Genomic DNA, 3,514 nt, shown 5'->3' with positions numbered 1-3,514 from the left:
GTCGCCGGGCGGCGCCTATCTAGACCCCGGCCTCACTGCGTTCGACATGTACGACATGCCAGATAAAGCCGTCTACCAAGGGGATGCATAGCAATGGCCGGACAGACACCGAATTACCAACTCATCTATGCCACCGGCACAGATCCCGTTGCGTCATATCCGGCCATGAATCGCCAGAGCATGGAAAAGGTGGATACGGCGCTGACCCTGATCAGCAAGGCGCCCGGCCCCGAGGGCCCGACCGGACCGCAGGGCCCGCAGGGTCCGACCGGCGCCACCGGCCCGGCCGGACCGCAGGGCCCGCAGGGTATCCAGGGCGCCACCGGACCGCAGGGCCCGCAGGGCGACGGTATCGAGCTGCGCGGCGCAGTGCCCACGGCGGCCGACCTCCCGACGCTCACGCCCGCCGACGCGGGCGCCGCGTACACCACCGACGACGGACACCTACACGTGTGGGACGGTGCCGCCTGGCATGACCTCGGCGCAGTGCAGGGCCCGGCCGGGCCCGAGGGACCGCAGGGCGCACAGGGACCGGCCGGACCCGAGGGCCCGCAGGGTATCCAGGGCCCGACCGGCGCCACCGGTGCCACCGGCGCCACCGGCCCGGCCGGTGAGCCCGCGCCCGTACCGGCCTCGGCGTGCGCCATCCGAACCTCTGCCCTCAACATCAACAATTCGGCCGACACGGTGGTCACGTGGAACGCTGCCGCGTGGGATCACCGGCCCGCAGGTGAAGCGGCGCAATACAGTTCGACGGGTATCACCATCCGCGTGCCCGGCCTGTATTTGATCGAGGCCGAATGGCCGTGGGCGGGCAACGCGAACGGGCGCCGCGCCGTCAAGGTCACCAAAAATTCCACCGCAGTGGGCGGCGCGATCCTGTCGACGGCCACGAACGCAAATGCCTGGCTGGACAATACGACCGTGACCGGCACGCGGCCACTGGTCGCGGGCGACGTACTGCGCCTGATCGTCTCCCATGACGCCGGTGTCGTCCTGGCCGGTGGCGGACTCAACGCGGCCGACGTGCGCGGGCGCCTCACTGCAACATTGGTGCGGCCCGCGTAAGCGGACCGCACCCCTTCCCGCGGAGCTCGCCGGCACCCGCATAACCGCAGGTACAACCGGCGCGCGCCGCGATCGTAAACGGACCGCGCCTAGGTATCGGCGCGCCCGCCGAGTTCGCCAATCTCCCGCGCGCGCTCCCGCAGGGCTGCCCGCTTGCGCTCGCCCTCTCGCACCGCCGCCCATTCTTCGGCCGTCAATTCCCGCAGCGTGTCATCGTGGTTACCCACGTACGCCTTGTGCGCCGCGCGGAAGTAGTCGGGGTTGTCGGGCATGGTCATACCTCCGGAAATTCGGTGATGGGTCCGTTATGGCGCATGAGCCATTCGAGTAGAAGTTCCGCGCGCACGGGGTCACGAGCGAGCACGCCGTACCCGCCGCCGAGGATCCCGTCTGTCCACTGCCCGGACCACCGGCCTATCGCCGCGTCGCCGGTGTGGCTCAGGACGAAGTAGAGCGCGCCGTGTTCGTTGCGGTCCAACTCGACCGCGCGATATGTGCCCGCCAGCGACGTGCCGTAGAGCTGTTGGTCTGAGTTCCATCCGTAGTCGCCGGTCGCGCGGAAGTTGACGAACTCGCCCGCGTGCGTGGCTTCGAGTTCGTGCGTGTTGACGATCGGCTGACGGCGACGGCTGGTCTGCCACACCGCATTCCACTTGCCGGACATGTCCAGCCCTATCGGCATGATGCCGAGTAGCTGTCCAACGGACATGTCCAACGCCTTAGCAATGTCCACCAGGCGATCGGACGGCGGGGATGTCGTTGTCTCCCAGCGCTTCACCTGTGTCTCGTTGGTGTCCAGGGCCCTTGCCACCGCCGCCCTGCTCAATTTCAGCGCCGTGCGCCTGGCGTACATGTTGCCGCCGATGCTGGTCATATCCCCTTTTCCTGTCCTCCTGATGGACGATTCTGTCTAGACAACAGTGTCCAGGGAGTACCCCCGGATGTCTATCAAAACCAAGAGTTCTCATGCTTCACTGTCCAGTAGGGGGACAGAAACGTCCCAACAATATTGACCCTCTAGGGGACACGATGGGCGGACGTTGGCGGTTCGTATGGGGCCGCAGCTGGATCGAACGTGAAGCCGTGAGAGAGGCGGACAGGATCATGCGGGAAGCGACACGAGCAGACCCCGAGACCATGCAACGCATAGTCGACGGCCTGCGCGAACAGGACCGGCACCGGCCGAGCTCGACACAGGCCGAAGTGGATGGGGTCATCCGTAGGTGGATGGCCGCTCACCCGAACGGGTTGCGCGCCATCGGCGATTGACCGCGCGACCGAACAAAGGAACCCCCCACTACCGCGACGGTGGTGGGGGGTTCCTCTGTATCGGGGGGCTTGACGGCCTAGCTGTACCGCGCGCCGTCGACCGTCGACCGCAGGTCTTCCGGGCGCAGCTTCACATATCGCCGCGTGGTGTTGGCGTTGGCGTGGCCTAGGAGTTCCTGCACCACGAACAGATCCCGATGCACGCGGTAGGTGCGCGTGCCGAACATGTGGCGCAACTTGTGCATGGTGTTGCCGTCCTCGAGCAGACGAGTCACCAACACGCCGACGTACCCGGCGGAGAGGTGGCCGCCGTTGCGGCCGGGGAAGTAGTACCCGTGCCCGGCCGCCCGGAGTTCTTCGGCCAGATCATCGACCAACGGCACGTAACGAACCTTGCCGCCCTTGCCGTGGACCCGGATCCAATACCCGTCGTCGTCCTCCACGAGGTCGCGCGAATGTGCTTGCGCCACTTCGGCTCTACGCATTCCGGCCTCGGCCGATAAGCGGAGCATTAGCCGCTCACGCGGAACGGCGATATTCAGCGCTCGCCGGTAGACCTTGATCGGTGTTGGCCGGGGATCCGGCGCCGACATCGGGACCACCGGCAGCACATCGGCTACGTTCTCGGCGGCGTATCCCATGCCCACGCCGACGCCGTAGAACGCCCGAATGGACTGGTAGTAGGAACGTCTCGTCTCAATCTGCCAATCCTGCTCACCGGCCCACGCCAACAACTGATCTCGGGTCAAGTCGTCCGGCCCGGCCGCACCGATTGTGCGGGAAAGCCGCTGAATGTGGCGGGTGCGCAGACGGATCGTCGCCTTACTGGCGCCCCGTGCCCGCAGGTGCGACACGAACGTTTCGAGTGCGTCGGCCCACCCCGCTGGTGTCTTCCACGGCGCTGGCCCTGGTGCGTTCTGAACTTGCGCGTTCAACTCTTTCCCTCCCATGTGGAAATAGTCGTCCGCCCAGTTCGGTGGGTTACGGTGAACTGGTTACATTCCCGCAACGATGGTGCGAGAGGAGATGTCCGAAAATTGCCCGCGTGTCGCTCCACGGGACTGCCTGACGGATCACGTACCGTCCAAGCCATGTCGACCCCATTCCTAGCTAAGGCTCAGAATGGTGGTAGCACCCATAACCGGCAGGTTTCTGGTTCGAGTCCAGATGGGGGAGC

At 66.1% G+C, this 3,514-nt stretch carries 4 protein-coding genes; 1 reads left to right on the top strand and 3 read right to left on the bottom strand.

Annotated features, from left to right (window positions below):
* The first annotated feature begins 165 nt into the window (after positions 1 to 165).
* Positions 166 to 1,068 carry a hypothetical protein gene (locus ACFULV_RS34365; RefSeq protein WP_378664193.1) on the top strand — a complete coding sequence of 301 codons (903 nt, stop codon included), beginning with the start codon at positions 166 to 168 and terminating at the stop codon, positions 1,066 to 1,068.
* A gap of 89 nt (positions 1,069 to 1,157) precedes the next feature.
* Here the strand turns inward: ACFULV_RS34365 and ACFULV_RS34360 are convergent, their stop codons facing one another.
* From ACFULV_RS34360 to ACFULV_RS34350, 3 genes are all read right to left on the bottom strand, one after another.
* Positions 1,158 to 1,340 (bottom strand): hypothetical protein, encoded by a 183-nt coding sequence (locus ACFULV_RS34360; protein WP_378664191.1) that lies wholly within the window; start codon positions 1,338 to 1,340, stop codon positions 1,158 to 1,160.
* Positions 1,341 to 1,342: 2 nt separating this feature from the next.
* On the bottom strand, positions 1,343 to 1,942 hold the full coding sequence (locus ACFULV_RS34355) for a helix-turn-helix domain-containing protein (RefSeq protein ID WP_378664189.1): 600 nt from the start codon (positions 1,940 to 1,942) through the stop codon (positions 1,343 to 1,345).
* 472 nt (positions 1,943 to 2,414) lie between these two features.
* Complete coding sequence (locus tag ACFULV_RS34350; protein ID WP_378664186.1) at positions 2,415 to 3,272, bottom strand: tyrosine-type recombinase/integrase; 858 nt, start codon at positions 3,270 to 3,272, stop codon at positions 2,415 to 2,417.
* Between the last annotated feature and the right edge of the window lie 242 nt (positions 3,273 to 3,514).

The organism is Nocardia sp. NPDC057272 (assembly GCF_042668615.1).
Lineage (GTDB): Bacteria > Actinomycetota > Actinomycetes > Mycobacteriales > Mycobacteriaceae > Nocardia.
This window is presented reverse-complemented; position numbering and strand designations above follow the sequence as displayed.